18 protein-coding genes are annotated in these 18264 nt (G+C 47.7%); all 18 read right to left on the bottom strand.

Going from position 1 to position 18264, the window contains the following annotated elements:
• Positions 1-66: 66 nt before the first annotated feature.
• The gene (locus PBN151_RS05245; RefSeq protein WP_072727968.1) at positions 67-1224 is read right to left on the bottom strand and encodes a hypothetical protein; all 1158 of its coding nucleotides are present in this window, start codon (positions 1222-1224) and stop codon (positions 67-69) included.
• A 222-nt stretch (positions 1225-1446) separates the two neighbouring features.
• Positions 1447-2055 (bottom strand): histidine phosphatase family protein, encoded by a 609-nt coding sequence (locus PBN151_RS05240; protein ID WP_072727966.1) that lies wholly within the window; start codon positions 2053-2055, stop codon positions 1447-1449.
• Positions 2056-2078: 23 nt separating this feature from the next.
• Positions 2079-2675 carry an anti-sigma factor family protein gene (locus PBN151_RS05235; RefSeq protein WP_021254672.1) on the bottom strand — a complete coding sequence of 199 codons (597 nt, stop codon included), beginning with the start codon at positions 2673-2675 and terminating at the stop codon, positions 2079-2081.
• A 1-nt stretch (position 2676) separates the two neighbouring features.
• Positions 2677-3258, bottom strand: a complete 582-nt coding sequence (locus tag PBN151_RS05230) for an RNA polymerase sigma factor (RefSeq protein WP_021254673.1) — start codon at positions 3256-3258, stop codon at positions 2677-2679.
• A gap of 283 nt (positions 3259-3541) precedes the next feature.
• Positions 3542-4315 (bottom strand): prolipoprotein diacylglyceryl transferase, encoded by a 774-nt coding sequence (locus PBN151_RS05225; RefSeq protein WP_072727964.1) that lies wholly within the window; start codon positions 4313-4315, stop codon positions 3542-3544.
• A gap of 381 nt (positions 4316-4696) precedes the next feature.
• Positions 4697-5791 carry a prephenate dehydrogenase gene (locus PBN151_RS05220; RefSeq protein WP_028533095.1) on the bottom strand — a complete coding sequence of 365 codons (1095 nt, stop codon included), beginning with the start codon at positions 5789-5791 and terminating at the stop codon, positions 4697-4699.
• Positions 5788-6885 carry a histidinol-phosphate transaminase gene (gene hisC, locus PBN151_RS05215; protein ID WP_072727962.1) on the bottom strand — a complete coding sequence of 366 codons (1098 nt, stop codon included), beginning with the start codon at positions 6883-6885 and terminating at the stop codon, positions 5788-5790. The genes PBN151_RS05220 and hisC overlap by 4 nt, the downstream gene beginning before the upstream one ends.
• A gap of 43 nt (positions 6886-6928) precedes the next feature.
• Entirely contained in the window at positions 6929-7756 is an 828-nt protein-coding gene (gene trpA / locus PBN151_RS05210) for a tryptophan synthase subunit alpha (RefSeq protein WP_072727960.1), read from the bottom strand.
• The gene (gene trpB / locus PBN151_RS05205; RefSeq protein WP_072727958.1) at positions 7753-8991 is read right to left on the bottom strand and encodes a tryptophan synthase subunit beta; all 1239 of its coding nucleotides are present in this window, start codon (positions 8989-8991) and stop codon (positions 7753-7755) included. Before trpB ends, trpA begins: the two co-directional genes overlap by 4 nt.
• Positions 8978-9739 (bottom strand): phosphoribosylanthranilate isomerase, encoded by a 762-nt coding sequence (locus PBN151_RS05200; protein WP_072727957.1) that lies wholly within the window; start codon positions 9737-9739, stop codon positions 8978-8980. The genes trpB and PBN151_RS05200 overlap by 14 nt, the downstream gene beginning before the upstream one ends.
• 25 nt (positions 9740-9764) lie before the next feature.
• On the bottom strand, positions 9765-10574 hold the full coding sequence (trpC, locus tag PBN151_RS05195) for an indole-3-glycerol phosphate synthase TrpC (protein WP_072727955.1): 810 nt from the start codon (positions 10572-10574) through the stop codon (positions 9765-9767).
• Positions 10564-11586: an anthranilate phosphoribosyltransferase gene (trpD, locus tag PBN151_RS05190; protein ID WP_370510406.1), complete on the bottom strand. Its 1023-nt coding sequence runs from the start codon at positions 11584-11586 to the stop codon at positions 10564-10566. The genes trpC and trpD overlap by 11 nt, the downstream gene beginning before the upstream one ends.
• A gap of 29 nt (positions 11587-11615) precedes the next feature.
• Positions 11616-13307 (bottom strand): anthranilate synthase component I, encoded by a 1692-nt coding sequence (gene trpE / locus PBN151_RS05185; RefSeq protein ID WP_072727952.1) that lies wholly within the window; start codon positions 13305-13307, stop codon positions 11616-11618.
• Positions 13308-13808: 501 nt separating this feature from the next.
• Positions 13809-14177, bottom strand: coding sequence for a chorismate mutase (gene aroH, locus PBN151_RS05180; RefSeq protein ID WP_021254683.1), 369 nt, complete (start codon positions 14175-14177; stop codon positions 13809-13811).
• A gap of 2 nt (positions 14178-14179) precedes the next feature.
• Positions 14180-15301 (bottom strand): 3-dehydroquinate synthase, encoded by a 1122-nt coding sequence (gene aroB, locus PBN151_RS05175; RefSeq protein WP_072727951.1) that lies wholly within the window; start codon positions 15299-15301, stop codon positions 14180-14182.
• Positions 15302-15315: 14 nt separating this feature from the next.
• Positions 15316-16485 carry a chorismate synthase gene (gene aroC / locus PBN151_RS05170; RefSeq protein WP_072727949.1) on the bottom strand — a complete coding sequence of 390 codons (1170 nt, stop codon included), beginning with the start codon at positions 16483-16485 and terminating at the stop codon, positions 15316-15318.
• Positions 16486-16726: 241 nt separating this feature from the next.
• A complete protein-coding gene (locus tag PBN151_RS05165; protein ID WP_275936809.1) occupies positions 16727-17551 on the bottom strand; it encodes a CheR family methyltransferase in 825 nt (274 codons plus the stop codon).
• A 265-nt stretch (positions 17552-17816) separates the two neighbouring features.
• Positions 17817-18260, bottom strand: a complete 444-nt coding sequence (ndk, locus tag PBN151_RS05160; protein WP_021254687.1) for a nucleoside-diphosphate kinase — start codon at positions 18258-18260, stop codon at positions 17817-17819.
• Between the last annotated feature and the right edge of the window lie 4 nt (positions 18261-18264).

Genomic DNA, 18264 nt, shown 5'->3' with positions numbered 1-18264 from the left:
TCGACCATTCCCACATCGCTCTAGCTGCAAATTCACTAGGCATAGGAAATTTTTGGCCCCATCGTATCAATGAGAATGCTTCTTGTCAACATCTAGCTGAATTTTGTCCTCATGCGCGACATAAACACTATCAATAATAAGCTGCCCTCTGCGAGTCGTCTGTATGACCGAACCATACTGCTCATCTTCACCGAATCGAATGACGCCTAGATGAACCAGCATCATAATAATTCGCTGTCTGAATACGGCCTGTGACGAATCAAAGAAGAATGGCCGCACGAACGGGAGTAGAGCCCGCTCCAAGGAATCTAACGTTGTCCACTGCTTGGTACATAACTGAATCCAATGCACGATGGATAACAAATTCGGAATCGCATTCTTGTACAGCTTCAACCAAAATCGATACAACGAAGCAGACGACTCTATCCCCCCGTTAGCAATACGCTCAATCCCCTTCGGTGTACAGCTTAACCGTCCATCGCCCTCCTCCAGCCACCCTTGATAAAAGGCGTAGTCATATAAAAGCGACATACGGTTCGGATAATCATGGAATCTTCTCCCGTATCCAAATCTCCATTCACCACGGGCAATAGGGGCTTCTTGTACGCCAAAGTAATCGAGAAGCTGCTGCTGCGTTTTTTTGTACATAACACCTTCCGCATTCAGCAATACATTTCCGTCCACGATGAATTTCAGAAGCTGTAACACGTCCTCCGCCATTCTTCCATCTTCATCCCGATAAGAGGAAGGGGTATCCGTTTCTGTCAAATGCATCGCGAATGACTGCCTGAGTACATCAATTAATCTCATCTTCAAATCGCTCGGCACTTGGAACAAATACTTGGTTTGATGCGAGCAGCCATTGAACAGCCATCCACTATGCTTAAATTTAGATATCGTTTCACGTGGATGCGGCATTGACGTCACCGCCTGCTGTTCAGCACCAGCATGTTCTAAATCGAACTTTGTCTGCTGCACTCGAGCGATCAATTCCTCCAAGCTAAATGAAGCACGCTTATCAAACAAAATGGAGTTAAGGAACCTAAGCTCTTCAAGCGTCATCTCGTTCACATGCTGTTCGAACACATCCCTTCTGCCTAACACTGACAGAATGGACTGAATCAGCTCGTGCTTGGAATGTTCATTGCAGACGCACCCATAACGCTGAGCAATTCGAGTTAGTTGATTAATATCCGCGTAACTGAGCATATCCGCTAAATTCATGCATGACCTCCGTTTCCGTCAGACGTAATGTGCCGAATCCTCGATGTCCATTACTCATTATTGGAATATTTATCACATTTATTCACATTGTCGTAGAAAACATCGAATATTATATAACGGGGAGATTCTCCTCATAGCCCTTAGGCATTTGATCATGCAAACACAAAAAAGCAGTTCGCTTCACTTCACGTGAAGTCGAACTGCTTATTATGATAGCTTTCATTATCGCGGTTTCGCTGTCAGATCCAGATGGCGAATATGCTCCATGCAATTATAGAGCAGCGGATACCAGCCTTCCGAACGTTTTTCTAATATTGAGTAGGATAAGTTCCCAATGTGTCCTTGTCTGTCGCTTCCAAATAGAGCAATGTACAATTGAGCCAGCCAGCTCCCATGAGTGACTACTAAGAGATTAGATCCCATATGCTGATTCGCGATATGCTCTAGCGTTTGAACTGCGCGGTACTGAAGTTCTTCATCTTTTTCCTGGCCGAGATCCATCTTACGCCACCCTGAACCCCAGCGCTGCTCTCGCTCTTCCGGCGTCGTGCCCTCTACGAGACCATAGGCTCGCTCACGCAGACCCTCTGCGGGTGACAGTAATGGAATTTGGAGTGCATCTGCCAGAATCGATGCAGTCTCTTCTGCTCGCTGTAATCCGCTGGATATGACATAATCGAATGGTGCAGTCTCTTGGACGAGGCGCTCTGCCAGCAGCCTTGCCTGTTCACGACCTGTTACATTCAACGGTATATCCGTCTGTCCTTGTATTTTCCCCTGCGCATTCCAATCGGTTAACCCATGGCGTACCAAACCAATATGTTGTTTCATTGTTACTCCTTCTTAGTCATCCGTTATTGACGCACTCGTGTCAACCAGTTCAACAGCAGTAATGCAAACGTCACCCCAAACAATGACAATGCAATCCAATAATGAGGAATCGTTGGAACAACCCGCAATATTGTCGGTTCACTTACATTGCTTGCAACCGGCAATTCAATATCAAATGCATCAAGGCCAGAATGATCACTGCCTGCCAACGCAGTCGGCAGTATCCCACTAACTGCATGAATATTAGACTGTTCATTGCGAATAAGAAGGAAAACAAGAGCACAGAGGAACATGGCCATACAAAAAGCGATTATCCCCGCAATCACTTGACGTGAGCGCAGGGATAACGCATGAGAACGTCTATGTACAGGCATCAGCCAATCTTGTTCCTCATATATGCGATCCATAACGCGACTCGCTGCTGAGCTGCTCGCTTGTTCCGCATCAAGCTCCAACTCAACTTCATCTTCCATCCAATCCATGCTCGCAGACCATACTGCGAACTGCTCCGCACACGCTTCGCATCCTTCCAGATGTCGATCGATAGCTTCACGTTGCGGATCGTCAATAGGCATATCGACATAATCCGATATCCATTCGAGCGCTTCCGCACATTTCATGTTAGTTCATCCCTTCAAGACCAGGCTCCCTTATGTATGGTTCTAACTGGATCTTTACACTAGCTCGAGCCCGGAACAACAACGATTTAACCGAACTTACGGTTTGCCCTAATACTTGGGCAATTTCTTGATAGTCCAGTTGGTCGTATTCTCGAAGAATGAGAGCGGAGCGTTGTTTGTCAGGCAACTTGCTGATTGCCTCACGCACCAATTCTACCTTCTCATGCCGCAGCAATGCATATTCAGGCGCCGCTTCCTTCGGCGCTTCCGGAACGATTCCTTGCTCTTCATCAAGTGATACTTGAATGCTTCTCTGCTTACGAAGTTCGCTTAACACGGTGTTGCGCGCAATCGTATACAGCCAAGTCGAGAAAGAGGCATCTGATTCCCTGAACGTATGCAGGCTTCGGTATGCCTTGTAAAATGTCTCTGCACACAAATCTTCTGCCAACAGCTCCAACTGGGAATTTTTCAACATATGATAAATAAATGATAGCAATTTGCGTTGATAACGATTCATCAATTCCGCGAAACAGTCTGTGTTGCCGTCCTTGATCTCACGGATGATTTGGGAATCGGTCATGGATTCAAGTCCTCCTTGCTTTCCATATCCATCCCGATGCGCTACCTGAATGGTTATACTCTTGAAGTTAAAAAAAGTTGCGAATCGGAGAAAAATGTTATAAAAGCCTCTATAGGCCTAATGATACGTACTATGGGTATGATCTGTGCCATGAAAACATGACACTCAAGCTTTATCATTTCAAGTCGTATTTTAGCATAATAAAGTCGAAAATTGCTTAAAAATTTTTTAAGATTCAGATTTCATAAAAAAATCACCCCCTCAGGAGTGATTCAAGCCAGCCTTACAACGCCGTATTCCGCTGTTTCATCGATTGATAAGTCATACTAACAAAAATGATACAAGCTATTGCAATTACGAGTAATGAAATAAATTGAGAAGTCGAGAGCATGCCGACACTTCCACGAATAATATCACCACGGTAGAATTCGATGATAAATCGGCCAAGACTGTAGAGCAGCAGATACAGACTCGCAATGACACCAGCCGTCTTACTGCGCTTCGCTGCATAAAGTAAAAGGAAAAAGAGCGCAAAACTAAATCCACTTTCCATGAGCTGTGTAGGAATCAGTTTCACACCATTAGGCGCGATTTCGGATTCGTGAAACGTAATGCCGAACCATCCATTTGTCTCCTCTCCATAGCAGCACCCTGCCAAAAAGCATCCGATTCTGCCAAAGCCCTGTGCCAAGGCAATGGAAGGAACAAACAGATCAAGATGCTCCATGAAGGACAGACCCTTCACCTTACAATACACAAAGCCTGCAAGCACGCCTCCAATAATCCCGCCATAGACGACGAACCCCGATGACAAATCCCATATCATCTCGGGATGATCAATGAGATTATTGCCTTGGGTTATCCAGAATAAGAGCTTAGCTCCCATAAACCCGCCAAGCAGCCCCCAGAGCGTAATCGAAGATATATGGGAGCGCTCTATGCGCTTCTTCTCTGCTCGCCTAACCAATACTTGATATGCAGTAAAAATTCCAATTGCAATCATTAGTCCATATCCATATATGGTGATTGGGCCAATATGGAGCAGATCATTCTTCATCGCAACCCTCTTCCTTTCCCCTTCATTCAAGCATATTTGTTGAGACAGACATACATGTTATATCAGTGATGCTGCTCCCACTGCATTACTGGTACTTTTACACAATTATAGAGAGCCGAACACCTACCTGTCAAAAACCTAAACGAAGCTGTTTTCCAGCTGTTTATCCTTAGTTCATACCTTACTGCTCGCAGGACGCTTAGCGCCAATTCCATTTCAATACAAAAAAAATACCACTCCGATTGGAGTGGCTGCACACTTGTGCAATTCTATTGGATAGGAGTGGAGAGAAACCATACTGTACTGCTATTATAATGTATACGTTTTCATGACGTCAATAGGTTTTCGTAAAAAATTTTCTTCAATTCACAAATTTTTCCGTTAGATGAATATTTCATAACCTTTCGATTTTAACAGCTCCCTCGCACGATCCCAGTCATCCTGCTGCCGGAACGATAATCGGAGCACACCTGGCACATCTTCACGACTTTCAATAATTTGAACATTGCTCAAGTTAATGTGATGATTTCCCAACTCTGTCGCAATGCTGCCAATAATACCCGGATGGTCAGGAACATTCACGTACAGTTCATAAAGCGATTGAATAACACCTTTGCGGCGTTCCGGCATGCGACTGCGGAACTCGCCAGCCACAGTGAACTGCTGGATAATCCCTTCACCATCCTGACGCTGTAACATATCAATAAATCGTTCCGTAGATGCTTTCCAGTCCTGAAGTAAATGGAGAACAACATCCCTATTGTTAATCAAAATATCTCTCCAGATGACTGGATCGCTTGATGCAATGCGGGTAATATCCCGGAACCCGCCGGCAGCGAGCAGTTCGTACAGCTCATTGCTCTCATTATAGGATCGTACTTGATTAACCAATGCTACAGCCACTACATGCGGCAAATGGCTGATTGCGCCAACCACTTCATCATGTTCCTCTGGATTCATCCGAATAATGTGCGCTTTCGTATAGCGGAGCAGAGATACAAGTCTGCTGTATGCTTCTTCATCCGCCGAATCGTCAGGAGTGAGCACGTAGTAAGCATTTTCGAACAACAATGTCGTTGCCGCTTCAACCCCTGAACGCTCCGAGCCTGCCATTGGATGCCCGCCTATAAAATGCACATCGTCCCATGAAAGAGAACGTGCGCAGCGTGCGACCGAAGCCTTGGTACTCCCCACATCAGTTACGATACAGCCTGCCTTAAGCGGTAAATTCCGCAAATCACTCAGCATCGATTCCAGCATTCCAACCGGACAGCATACGAATATGTAGTCCGCATCCTCTACCGCTTCGTGCAAGGAAGTCGTCGCTTCGTCTACAACGCCGCGCTGCACATACTTCTCTGTTGAAGACGGGCTCGGAGAGTAACCAACTACATGCATGCCAGGTCTATTTTTGAAACAGAGGGCGAGGGAGCCTCCGATTAGTCCCACGCCCAATATAGCTATCTTAGTTCTCATGAAGTCACCTTAATCTCGGCCAGCGCTTCTTCCAAGGCTTGAATCATTGCCTCATTTTCTTCTTGGCTGCCAATTGTAATACGTAAATGATTTGGGTATTTATGATGCCCCGCACGCGCTATAACGCCACGACGCAGGAGCGCGTTAAAGACTTCAAATGCAGAAAAGCCTACGTCAACCATAATGAAGTTGCCGTGAGCCGGGAAGCTCTCCAAATTCATACGCGCAAATTGCTGCTCTACATATTGAATGCCCGCTGCATTCTTCTGTCTGCAATCTTCAATGAACCCTTGGTCTTGAACGGCAGCCAATGCTGCTGCTTGTGCGAAGCGAGTCGTATTGAACGGTTCACGCACTTGATTAATCGTACGGATCACGTCAGCATGTCCAACCCCGTAGCCGATACGTAGGGACGCAAGTCCATAAATTTTCGAGAACGTGCGCAAGGACACGACATTGGGATAACGACGAACCAGATCTAATCCATCACGGAAGGAAGGATCTGTCACGTACTCACAGTAAGCTTCATCCAATACAACCATGACATTTGCAGGCACTTGTGCAACAAACTGCTCCAATTCTTCCGCACTTACGATTGTGCCTGTCGGATTGTTCGGATTGCAGATCCATACGATCTTCGTCCGCTCGTTTACGGCAGCAAGCATTGCTTCCAGATCATGCGCTCCTTCTTTCAAAGGAATCTCTACTGTGACAGCCCCTTCAATCTCTGCATTATGCTTGTATTGAGGAAACGTCTGATCTGCGATGACAATCTCATCACCTGGAATCAGGTACGCACGGCATATCATTAATATAACTTCATCGGAACCTGCGCCGAAAATCAATTGATTGTGCTCAACGCTCAAGTGTGCCGCAACAGCATCTGTCAGTGCTCTAGCCGCTCCATCGGGATAAATGCTCGTATTGTTCACTTCATTCAATATTGCTTGCTTCGCATGCTCAGAGGATCCGAACGGATTCTCGTTGGAAGCCAGCTTGATAATACAATCCAAGCCAAGCTCCCGCTTCACTTCATCAACAGATTTGCCTGGCTGGTATACAGGCAGGTGTACAACACTGTTCTTCGGCTGCATATGGGTACCACCTTTCTCATCTACATAGATCATTGCAAAAAAATTAATGTTTTAATTGTCGCACAAAATCACAAATTTGCAAGATCCCTTCTTCAGATGAATCAGGATGCTCCAGAAGCGGCAGAGCTTCTTCAATGCGCCTTACAATGGCACTACCTACAATCACACCGTCGCAGCGTTTCGCAAAATGCTTCACATGCTCTGCTGTAGAAATGCCGAATCCGATCGCAATAGGAAGCTCTGTACTGCGTCGCACCAGTTCAATAAACGCATCTACTTGTGAGTCGAAAGTGTCTCTTACACCCGTAACGCCAAGCGAGGATACACAATAGATAAAGCCTCTTCCTTCTGCCACAATGGAGCTAACCCGAGATTCCGAAGTCGGCGCAACGAGTGGAATGAGATGAATGCCCATTCGGTCAGCAGCTTCACGGACTTCATGACTCTCTTCATAGGGCAGATCAGGAATGATTATGCCGCTAATTCCGGCATCCCTAGCCTGGTGTAAGAAGCTGTCCTGTCCAAATTGCAGCACTGGATTATAATAAGTAAACAATACATAAGGAATTTGTGCACCTTGTTTCCTAGCCTGAGCTGCAATGCGCAGTCCATCAGCGATCGATACATGATTGCGCAACGCGCGTGCCGATGCTCGCTCAATAACCGGACCGTCAGCCAGCGGATCGGAATACGGTATGCCAAGTTCAATAATGTCTGCACCGGCTTGCTCCATCTGCAGAAGAAGCCGAAGAGTGATTTCACAGGTTGGATCACCTAGCGTTATAAATGGCATCAATGCGGACTTGCCCTGTTCTTGTAAAGTACGGAATGTATCATCCAGTAAATTGCGGCTCGCTAGTGTCTGACTCATAGCAGTTCCTCCCCCAATCTCTCCATAATGGTGGCAACGTCTTTGTCCCCACGGCCTGACAAGCAAATCACAATTAGATCATCCTTATTCATGCCAGGTGCTGATTTGATCGCCTGCGCAATCGCGTGTGACGATTCCAGTGCGGGTATAATGCCTTCTGTACGGGTAAGAAGCTGCAGCGCATCCATGGCTTCATCATCTGTAATAGGCACATACGATGCTCGTTCCGAATATTTCAAATAGGCATGTTCTGGCCCTACTCCCGGATAATCCAATCCAGCGGAGATGGAATGTGCCGGCTGAACTTGACCAAACTGATCTTGAAGCAGATAGCTCATCGATCCTTGGAATACCCCTGGTGTCCCAAGTGTCATCGTAGCCGCATGATAAGGGGTATCAATTCCTTTGCCTGCTGCCTCAACCCCAAGAAGTTGAACCGACTCATCCTGCAAAAACGGATAGAACATCCCCATAGAATTGCTCCCTCCGCCAACAGCAGCGATCAGCAGATTCGGCAAACGTCCTTCTAATTCAAGGATTTGCTTGCGTGTCTCATCTCCAATAATTCGTTGGAAATCCCGCACAATCATCGGATACGGATGCGGCCCCACAACGGAGCCGAGAATGTAGAATGTGTCCTGCACATTGCTGACCCAGTAACGCAGCGTTTCATTCCCTGCATCCTTCAACGTTCTTGTACCTGACATCACAGGCACAACCTCTGCACCGAGCAGCTTCATACGGAACACATTCAGGCTTTGACGCTTCATGTCCTCTTCACCCATAAATACTTTGCACTCCATGCCCAGCAGCGCTGCTACTGTTGCGGTGGCAACACCATGCTGTCCCGCCCCTGTCTCAGCAATCACCTTCGTCTTGCCCATACGCTTGGCTAATAATGCTTGACCGATGGTGTTGTTGATTTTATGGGCACCGGTGTGGTTCAAATCCTCACGCTTCAAATAAATCTTGGCTCCGCCCAGCTTCGCAGTAAACCGCTCTGCATAATAAAGTGAAGTAGGTCGCCCTGAGTACTGAGTCAGCAGCTTGATCAATTCTGCTTGAAATTCTGGATCCTTCACATGTGTACGATAAGCCTCTTCCAGTTCCAGAAGCGCACTCATCAATGTCTCGGGCACAAAACGGCCCCCAAATGGTCCGAATCTGCCTTTTTCGTCTGGTAGAACCGTTGTCGCTGCTGCTGTTGCTGTTGCTGTCGCACTACTCTTTTCCATGCTCATTTCCCCTCACCCTTTCGATAAACTCCTCAACCTTGGATATATCTTTTACTCCATTTGTTTCAACACCACTCGATACATCAACGCCATCTATATCGTACTCTCTCACAACTAAACCGACATTATCAGCAGACAATCCGCCAGCAATATAGAGAGGGAGCCTTAATGAAGCCAATTGGTCTGCATAAGATGGTATTACTGTCCAGTCGAACACTTTGCCAGAACCACCGCCCTGAATCGGACAATGTGTATCTAGCAGGATAACATCTGCATATTGGACATCCAACTCATATGCCGCCGCAGCTGCTGCTATAGACTGGCGAGGTTGGCGCTCGTCATCACGAATGATAGGAACCGTCCTCCATATTTGAACATCATAGTGATCCTTTATCCATTTCAACAATGCCGTATCGCCCTTCCCATGGAGCTGAACACTTGTTAGCGGCACTTCATCCAGCACTTGCTTCAGCTCTTCACGAGTTGGATTCGCGAACACACCTACAAGGTCTGGAAGTGCTTCTCCTTCCTCCCTCAGCTTCAACAGCCACTGCTTAACGTGAGACGGCTGCACCTGTCTTCGACTCGGTGCGAAGACAAATCCAATATGATCTGGTCTCAGCTTGACAATTCGACGTGTCATCACGAGATCCGTTAGGCCGCATATTTTCACTTTCGTTGCACGAGCAGCACATGAACGTGGACTCGCTGTAGATGACGCTTGTTCCCTCGATGCTTCAACTTCCATAATCTTCTTCACTCCTTACGTCTGTCTACGAAGCAGTGTTCGAATTTAGAAGACCGCTCATCAAGTGCTCTACTGCATCCTTTACATTGTCTCGTCTCATGAAATGTTCCCCTACCAGCACCGCATCGACATGCAGCTCATCCATGCGACGGAGATGCTCCGGAAGATGGATACCGCTCTCGCTGACTAAGATACAATCTGACGGAGCCAAATGACGAATACGATGGGTCTGCTCGATATCGGTCTCGAACGTATGCAAGTTTCGATTGTTGATGCCGACTAACTTAATTCCTTCAATTCTGACTACACGCTCCATTTCAACTTCATCATGGACTTCCACGAGAACGTCCATGCCAAGTTGTCTAGCTGTTCCGTGCAGATGCTGCAATTGGTCGTCACTCAAAATCGCTGCGATCAGCAGGATTGCATCCGCACCTATTAATCTTGCTTCAAGCACTTGAAGCTCATCGATAATAAATTCCTTCCGCAAAATCGGCAGTTCTGTCAGTGCTCGCACCTGCTGCAGAATGTCATTGCCGCCTTGAAAATATACGCGATCTGTAAGTACAGACAATGCATCAGCACCTGCCGCCTCATATCCAGCTGCAATCTCTGCGGGATTGAAATGCTCGCGAATCAGCCCTTTGGATGGCGATGCCTTCTTTACTTCAGCAATCAAGGCAACCGAACGGTTCTTATTTACGGTAAGTGCCCCAATGAAGGAGCGGCAAGGTGAGAGCGCTGCTGCCTCTAGAATTGCCTCATTCCGATTCATCACTCGTCTGAGCGCTTGTATCTCTTCTTCCTTCGTTCGTACAATCCGTTCAAGAAACATGACTTAGCCCTCCTGTTGCTGCGATCCATTGCTCCAGCTTCTGATTCGCCAGCCCATTATCGATTGCATCAGCTGCAATCCGCACGCCTTCTGCAATGGAGCTCGATTGTCCCGCAACGTAAATACATGCGCCCGCATTTGCAAGAACAATATCGCGATGTGCGCCTTGCTCTCCGCAAAGCAGACCTCTTATAATTTGCGCGTTCGTTGCGGCGTCTCCACCCAGCACACTAGTCAACGGCTGCGTGTGTAGACCAAGTGTTTCCGGTGTAATGGTATATGTGAATACTTCTCCATTTTTCAGTTCACTAACTTGAGTTGGTGCCGACAGGCTGATCTCATCCAATCCATCTTCGCTCGCAACAACGAGCGCACGCTTCAACCCCAATTCACGTAATACAGATGCGATAATACCCGTCTTGGTGCGATCATAGATCCCAAGGACTTGTCGATCAGCTCCCGCTGGATTCGTCAACGGGCCAAGCATGTTGAATACGGTGCGTATCCCTAGTTCCTTGCGTGGTGCAGCCGCATGTTTCATTGCAGGATGATAGACTTGCGCGAACATAAAGCAGATGCCGATTCGTTCCAAACACTGTGCAGCTTCCTCGCTCGTCAGCTGAATATTTACACCCAGCGCCTCCAGTACATCCGCACTCCCCGAGCGACTGGAAGCCGATCGGTTGCCATGCTTCGCAACCCGCACGGATGCGGATGAGGCGATGATGGCAGCAACTGTGGAGACATTCAACTTATGAATGCCCGATCCGCCTGTTCCACATGTATCAAGCAGGCGCTCATGCGAAGTGACCACTTGATGGGCGCGGCTGCGCATCGCTTCAGCAAAGCCCGCAATCTCATCAACTGTCTCCCCCTTCAAACGTAGACCTGCAAGCAGTGCTCCAATCTGAGCCGAAGTCGCATGGCCATCCATAACATCTGCCATTACATCCCTCGCTTCTGAGCGGCTTAAGTGATGCCCTGACAGCACTTGAGCAAGCGCCTCCTTCATGAGTGCACTTCCGATTACAAGTTGGCTCGTCATCCTAAATTCCTCCCTTCGGCGACGGGAATCGAAGCAGCCCGTTCTTCCGTTCCGATATAATAGTCCCAGTTCGCCGGCATCATCGAAGTATAGGATGCCGCGTATCCAGCCGTACTTCCCTCAGCTGCGTTCGTTAGCTTGCTCTCATTGACACTGTCCTCTTGCCCTTCAGCGTCACCTTCGCGGCTGAACATCTCTTCTGTCATCCGAATCGCCAGCAGCAGTGCTTTCGCCTTGTTAATCGTTTCTTCGTATTCCATCTCCGGAACCGAATCCCATACAACACCAGCACCTGCCTGTACGTAAGCATGGCCTCCTCGGAAAATAATTGTACGTATCGTAATACAGGAATCCATATTCCCATTGAATCCTAAATATCCGATAGCGCCCCCATATATCCCACGTGACTCTTCTTCCAACTCTGCAATAATCTCCATTGCACGAAGCTTCGGCGCTCCGGACAATGTACCTGCTGGCAAGCAGGAGAGGAAGGCATCGAAGAAATCCTTGTTCTTGCGAAGCTTGCCAGAAACGTTCGATACGATATGCATGACATGGGAATAACGCTCAACATTCATGTACGTATCACAGCGCACGCTGCCGAACTCGCATACGCGGCCGAGATCATTCCGCCCGAGATCAACAAGCATCACATGCTCGGCCCGCTCTTTCTCATCCTGCATCAGATCTGCTTCCAGCGCTGCATCTGCTTCAGCAGTGACGCCCCGTGGTCTTGTTCCCGCAATCGGCCGCGTCTCTACCCGCTCGTCTTTAATGCGCACAAGCATCTCTGGAGAAGTGCCAACAATCATGTCGTCCTCTGTCTTGAGCACATACATATACGGGGAAGGATTCGTCATTCTCAGCACCCGATACACATCAAGCGGGTCTGCTTGTGTCTGCCGTTCGAAGCGCTGTGACAGCACCACTTGAAAGATATCTCCTGACCGAATATATTCCTTGGATCGATTCACCTTCGCAACGAATGATTCCTTCGTCTCCGAGGATCGAACCCCCTGCAGTACCTCTTCAGCCGCAGATGCTGTTGTTGCTTGCTGTACCGGTCGGGTGTTGCTCACTAGAGGTGCTGTCAGCTTCATTTGCAGGCTGCGCAGTTTCTTTCTCGCTTGCTCGTAGCGATGCCGTATCACATCTGCCGAACTTCCTGGTTCCACATGAATGTTCACAATAAACTGCATTTGCTGCTTCATATGATCGAAGGCAACAAGCTGATCGCAGAACATAAATCGGATGTCGTCCATTTGCAGCGTGTCGTACTTATGACGCGGCAGGCGTTCATACTGCTGAACCAAATCGTAGCCGAAGCAGCCAATTGCCCCTCCTGTCATTGGAGGAAGTCCATCTAGCGCAGGGCTTCTATATTTATGCATCAATTGCTTCATCATCTCGATTGGGCGCTCTCGCACCTCGGTGATATGGCCATGCTCTATCTTCCGCAATCGTCCACTCTTCCCTTGAAGGAGCAAGAACGGATCCGTTCCGATAAAGGAATAGCGGGCCCATTGGACGCCACCCTCCACACTCTCCAACAAAAAAGCATATGGTTCATTGCGCAATCTTTGAAATAATCGAATTGGGGTTTCGGTATCAGCCATCATCGTCTCGGCAACAGGTATGACATTATACTGCCGGGCGAGATGGATTACTTCGTCCAATTGGGGATACATCGCTTTCCACTCCTTTCAACTTCGTTATGCAGCCGTTACGACGATTACATACCGCGTGATGAACGAGAGCGTCTACCAACCATTTCTTATTCACTTGTTTACGCTTGTTGCAGTGCCTTATCGGAATCAGGCGAATCACGAATGAAAGGCACTACTGAAAAATAACGTGTACGAATAAAAAAAGCCTCTGCGCAAGGCAGAGGCTTGTTGGTATACGATGAAATTGTGGATGAGTAATTCAATTCATGAGGATATGGATCGCCTTATATAAGGCCCCCCATTGTGCCGCTGCAATAAATCAATGTACAGCAAATACAATAGGCGCTAGCCTATATAGACATGATGTCCATATTCTATCTCGTCTCAGCTCAACTCATCTCAATCTCAAACTCAACTCTGCTCAACTATGCTGATATCAATATAACCGGAAATGTCGGCTTCGTCAATCCAGCAAACTAAATTTCAGACATAAACGATCTTCAGACTGGGTTTCCCACATCTCTATTTACTAGACAAATCAGGTCTCAGAGCTATCGCCTCATTCAAGTAGACATGGCGAATCTCGTGCTGCTCCTTGTCCGTGTTGATCGTTACCATTAGGCGGATGCACAATGGCAGACTGCCCTTCACTGGAATTTCAATGGCACACATGAGTGGCACTAGATCCCAGCCTTCCATGGCACGTATCGCACGTGCTGGAAAAGTAGCATTCAAATCCTCTGTCATCGTGATCCAAATATTTGCGATCTGTTCAGGTTGAACCGTATTTTGGGCAACTATCTCCTGGAGCAGCTTCGTAGTCGCATGCAGAATCTCTTCTGCATCATTGCGGGTTACTGTAGTCGCTCCGCGAATTCCTCTTGCATACATGGTCACGCCTTCTCTCCTTTCAACTCCTCGATGATATCTCGTACTAGGCTGACCGGTACATCCTTGCGAATTTCTACATGTCCGATTGCAGTAGGCACAATAAATACGGTGTGCCCTTCCTTAAATTTCTTGTCATGCATCATGGCTTGAATAATATCATCCGAATTCATATGCTGTGGCACTGCCACCGGCAGGCCGTATTTCGTCAATATCGCTTCTGTTCGAACAGCAATCTGCTTATCTTCACCCAATCGCTCTGCAAGACGCGCAGAACCAACCATTCCAATTGAGATGGCTTCGCCATGCAGCAATTCTCCGTAGCCGGCAACCGCCTCTAGAGCATGGCCAATCGTATGTCCCAAATTCAATATCGCTCTTAGATCATGCTCACGTTCATCCTGAGAGACGACCTGCGCTTTAATCGCGCAGCCCTTAAGCAGTCCATACGTGAGTGCTTCCTCATCCTTAGCCAGCAAGCGTTCAGCTTGTGCTTCGCACCATGCTGTAAACTCTTCATCCCAGATAAGGCCATGCTTAATCATTTCAGCCAGTCCTGCGCGGACTTCCCGATCAGGAAGCGTAAGCAAGGTCGCTGTATCGTACAGCACCATTTCTGGTTGATGGAAAGCCCCGATAATATTCTTGGCGAACGGATGGTTAACCGCAACCTTGCCACCGACACTGCTGTCATGAGCCAATATCGTCGTAGGCACCTGAATGAAGCGAATTCCTCGCATGTAAGTTGCCGCCACATAACCTGCCAAATCCCCGACTACGCCACCGCCGAGGGCGACGATGGAAGAATGGCGATCACAGCCCGCATCAAGTACTGCAGTGATGCACTGTTCGTACACCTGCAGCGACTTGGAGGATTCACCAGCTGCTACTACAAAGGAAGAAACCTGATAGCCAGCCTCACGCAGTGCTGCTTCCGTGCGCTCTAAATATAGCGGAGCCACATGATCATCCGTGATGATCACAATTGGACTGCGAGTGGGAATGCTGCGCATTTGAAATGCCTCACCGATTCGACCGAGAAGACCACTGCCAATCCAAATTGGATAAGAGCGTTCTCCTAGTTCAACAGTAAGCTCTGCTGCATCTAAAGTGAGATTCTTGCTCATGACGTTCCCCCCTTTTAATATCGGGACACTTGTTCCAAATAGTGCTCATAGTTGGCGCGGATCTCTTCCATCGAATCGCCGCCGAACTTCTCCAGGAACGCCTTCGCAACTTCCCAAGCGACTACATGCTCCATGACAACACTCGCAGCCGGCACTGCACACGCATCTGAGCGTTCCACTTGTGCAGTGAACGGCTCCTTCGTATCGATATCAACACTGCGCAATGGCTTATAAAGGGTCGGAATAGGTTTCATAACCCCACGCACGACGATTGGCATTCCGTTCGTCATACCGCCTTCGAAACCGCCAAGTCGGTTGCTAGCTCGTGTATATCCCGTTTCCTCGCTATATAGAATTTCATCATGAACTTGTGATCCGCGCAGTTGACCTGCCTCGAAGCCAATACCGATCTCAACACCTTTGAAAGCATTGATCGACATCACTGCTTGCGCAATGCGTCCATCCAGCTTGCGATCATATTGCACATGGCTCCCAAGTCCAACCGGCAGTCCCTCCACGATACACTCGACAATACCGCCGATCGAGTCGCCTTCGCCTTTGATTTGATCGATGTACGCTTCCATCTTCTTCTCCGTATCGGTATCGACCACACGAACAGAAGAAGCCTCCGTACGTTCAATAATCTCGTCAACTGACAAATTGTGATCAGGAGCTTCGATTTCACCAATGCGAATAACTTGTCCTGCAATCTTGACGCCGAATGCTGCAAGGAACTGGCGCGCTACTGCACCCACAGCTACGCGAGCAGCTGTCTCCCTAGCGCTTGAACGTTCCAGTACATTGCGCAGATCCTTCAATTGATATTTCAAGCCTCCGTTCAGATCCGCATGACCTGGACGCGGGCGATGAACACGTCGCTTCTCTTCATCTGTCCCTTCAATCGGCTCCACATTCATAATATTCGTCCAATGCTTCCAATCGTTGTTCTCCACTACAATAGCAATTGGAGCACCTGTCGTACGTCCATGACGCACACCGCCGACGATCGTTGCTGTATCTTTCTCAATTTGCATACGTCTGCCGCGGCCATACCCCTTCTGGCGGCGATGAAGTTGGAAATTGAGTTGCTCGAAATCAATAACCATGTTGCTAGGCATCCCTTCAACAATGGCAGTTAGCTGCGGTCCGTGTGTTTCTCCTGCAGTCAAATAACGTAGACTCACAAGTTGCTCCCCCTTTAACTGTGATGCTGTAAATGGCTAAAACCCTTAACTTTTTTCTCATTATAGTATAGGAGGCAACGTTTGACAAGAAAACAAAACGCGCCCTTGCCGCTTTGTTTCAAGCATTAGGGCGCATCTTTCGTTATCGACGTGTAGTCTGTCTATGTTCAATTTAGCCATTCGATGGTATGTAATTCCAGTATGACTGAAATAGTCGAATACACTCTTTAAGTTCGAACAGCTATAATTTTCGATAAAAGAACGTCTCCATCGTTTCAAGCTGATACTGTTGTGGATTGAATATTTGCTCTGTGCTTCCGACGAACAATACCCCACCCGGCTTAAGCGCATTGGCAAACTTTCGATACAACTCATGCTTCGCTTCTTCCGTAAAGTAAATCATCACATTACGGCAAATAATCAAATCATGCTGAGTAGCAAAAGTATCGGTTAATAAGTTCTGCTTGCGGAATCGAATCGATTTCTTCAAGCGATCAATGATATGAAAACTGTTCGACTGCTGCATAAAGTACTTTGACTTGAATGATGGGGGAACGTCTTTCAAAGAGCGCTCAATATAGGAAGCTTGCTGTGCTCTTGCAAGTGCATTCTCGTCAATATCCGTAGCAGAGAGTTCTGTCCGATCAAGCAAGCTCATATCATCGAGAATCATCGCTAGTGTGTAAGGCTCCTCACCTGTCGAGCAAGCGGCACTCCAGCACTTCAGCTGGCGCGTTCGCTGCGACAGCTCTGGAAGCACACGAGTGCGCAGGGTATCCCAACGCAGCGGATTACGCCAAAATTCAGATACATTGATCGTCATGCGATCCAGCATTTCATCAAATAACGAAGAATTAGCACTCATCGCCTTGGCATAGGAGGCAAATGTCGAGTAGCCATTCTTCATTCGTAACGTAGACAAGCGTCTACGCATCTGGGTCTCCTTATACTGTGATAAATCGATGCCTGTAGTTGATCGGAAATATTGGACAAAATCCGCATAATCTTGATCATCTCCATGATCCACGGCTGTCCCTTGGCCGAATCCATTAGCAGCAGGGAAAATGGTGGCTGCATCCCATAAGGTCGTCTTGCGCTCTGACAATTGTGCTCACACCTTCTAAGTTCGTATATATGCTGCAACTGAGTTCCTGATCGACAACAAGCATAGCCCAAGATCGCTCAGCAACACCGCAACATAAAAAAACACGGTCGAATATTACTATTCGCCGCGTTCTTCCATAGTCCTGCCCTATGTAAGCTCTTACATCAGAAATCAAAAAAATAATTATTATGTTTCTGCGTGTGTGAGCCGCGCTCATGGCTGCCGATTAAATCCATGGCTCCAATGCCCGCTCGTAACGAAATGAATCCACTTCTGAGAATAAGTTTGCGATTTCACGTTCAGCACTCTCTGGTGAATCCGAACCGTGAACCACATTGAAGTTCGTATGACTTGCATAATCTCCGCGTATCGTCCCTGGTGCAGCTTCAGTCACTTTCGTCTTGCCGATCATCAAGCGTGACAAGCTGATAACATCGTCACCTTCCCATATCATAGCGAATACTGGACCAGAGGTAATAAAGTCGACCAGTTCGCCAAAGAAAGGCTTTTGTGCATGTTCTGCATAATGATGTTCAGCTTGTTCACGCGAGACTTGCATCAATTTTCCAGCTACAAGTTTAAAGCCCTTCCGCTCAAAGCGACCTACTATATCTCCTATGAGGCCTCTTTGTACTCCGTCAGGTTTGACCATGATGAATGTGCGTTCCATACGA

The sequence above is a fragment of the Paenibacillus sp. NAIST15-1 genome (assembly GCF_001894745.1).
GTDB lineage: Bacteria > Bacillota > Bacilli > Paenibacillales > Paenibacillaceae > Paenibacillus_B > Paenibacillus_B suaedae.
This window is presented reverse-complemented; position numbering and strand designations above follow the sequence as displayed.

What these genes read in the sequence shown, in the direction of transcription:
- PBN151_RS05245 (WP_072727968.1), bottom strand. Translation starts at nt 1,224, where the DNA reads ATGAATTTAGCGGATATGCTCAGTTACGCGGATATTAATCAACTAACT.
- PBN151_RS05240 (WP_072727966.1), bottom strand. Translation starts at nt 2,055, where the DNA reads ATGAAACAACATATTGGTTTGGTACGCCATGGGTTAACCGATTGGAAT.
- PBN151_RS05235 (WP_021254672.1), bottom strand. Translation starts at nt 2,675, where the DNA reads ATGAAATGTGCGGAAGCGCTCGAATGGATATCGGATTATGTCGATATG.
- PBN151_RS05230 (WP_021254673.1), bottom strand. Translation starts at nt 3,258, where the DNA reads ATGACCGATTCCCAAATCATCCGTGAGATCAAGGACGGCAACACAGAC.
- PBN151_RS05225 (WP_072727964.1), bottom strand. Translation starts at nt 4,315, where the DNA reads ATGAAGAATGATCTGCTCCATATTGGCCCAATCACCATATATGGATAT.
- PBN151_RS05220 (WP_028533095.1), bottom strand. Translation starts at nt 5,791, where the DNA reads ATGAGAACTAAGATAGCTATATTGGGCGTGGGACTAATCGGAGGCTCC.
- hisC (WP_072727962.1), bottom strand. Translation starts at nt 6,885, where the DNA reads ATGCAGCCGAAGAACAGTGTTGTACACCTGCCTGTATACCAGCCAGGC.
- trpA (WP_072727960.1), bottom strand. Translation starts at nt 7,756, where the DNA reads ATGAGTCAGACACTAGCGAGCCGCAATTTACTGGATGATACATTCCGT.
- trpB (WP_072727958.1), bottom strand. Translation starts at nt 8,991, where the DNA reads ATGGAAAAGAGTAGTGCGACAGCAACAGCAACAGCAGCAGCGACAACG.
- PBN151_RS05200 (WP_072727957.1), bottom strand. Translation starts at nt 9,739, where the DNA reads ATGGAAGTTGAAGCATCGAGGGAACAAGCGTCATCTACAGCGAGTCCA.
- trpC (WP_072727955.1), bottom strand. Translation starts at nt 10,574, where the DNA reads ATGTTTCTTGAACGGATTGTACGAACGAAGGAAGAAGAGATACAAGCG.
- trpD (WP_370510406.1), bottom strand. Translation starts at nt 11,586, where the DNA reads ATGAAGGAGGCGCTTGCTCAAGTGCTGTCAGGGCATCACTTAAGCCGC.
- trpE (WP_072727952.1), bottom strand. Translation starts at nt 13,307, where the DNA reads ATGTATCCCCAATTGGACGAAGTAATCCATCTCGCCCGGCAGTATAAT.
- aroH (WP_021254683.1), bottom strand. Translation starts at nt 14,177, where the DNA reads ATGTATGCAAGAGGAATTCGCGGAGCGACTACAGTAACCCGCAATGAT.
- aroB (WP_072727951.1), bottom strand. Translation starts at nt 15,301, where the DNA reads ATGAGCAAGAATCTCACTTTAGATGCAGCAGAGCTTACTGTTGAACTA.
- ndk (WP_021254687.1), bottom strand. Translation starts at nt 18,260, where the DNA reads ATGGAACGCACATTCATCATGGTCAAACCTGACGGAGTACAAAGAGGC.